Genomic DNA, 557 nt, shown 5'->3' with positions numbered 1-557 from the left:
GGTTCAGGCCAAACTGAGGACATGCCGCGTAGCACAGGCCACAGTTGATACAGGCAGAGAACTGCTTGTACTTCGCCATTTGCTCTGGGGTCTGGTTGTTTGGACCATCTTCAGGCTTACGATCGTTACCGATGATGTAAGGCTTGATTGCCTCTAAGCGCTCAACGAACGGTGTCATGTCGACGATCAAATCTTTTTCGATCGCGAAGTTAGCCAGCGCTTCGATTTTTATGCCGTTCGGGTAGTCACGCAGGAATGTCTTACAGGCCAATTTTGGCACCTTGTTGACCATCATGCCGCAAGAGCCACAGATCGCCATACGGCAAGACCAGCGGTACGCCAGATCCTTGTCTAGGTTATCTTTGATGTAACCCAGTGCATCAAGCACAGACATGGTTTCGTTAAACGGGACTTCGAACACCTCGAAGTACGGTTCTGCATCTTTCTCTGGGTCATAACGCAGAATTTCAACTTTTTGGATACGGTTGCCTGACATTATGCCTGCTCCTCTTTATTCGCTGCCGCTTCTGCTGCTTCTTTCGCTGCTGCCTCTTCTG

Annotated in this window: 1 protein-coding gene; it reads right to left on the bottom strand. The window is 49.9% G+C overall.

From position 1 onward, the window contains the following. The coding region (locus EIZ48_RS31615; protein ID WP_160658793.1) for a 2Fe-2S iron-sulfur cluster-binding protein at positions 1-496 on the bottom strand (496 nt) is incomplete at its 3' end. Between the last annotated feature and the right edge of the window lie 61 nt (positions 497-557).

This window comes from Photobacterium alginatilyticum (assembly GCF_009910675.1).
GTDB classification, from domain to species: Bacteria; Pseudomonadota; Gammaproteobacteria; order Enterobacterales; family Vibrionaceae; genus Photobacterium; species Photobacterium alginatilyticum.
The sequence above is the reverse complement of the archived record's forward strand: the minus strand, read 5'-3'. Positions and strand labels throughout refer to the sequence as shown.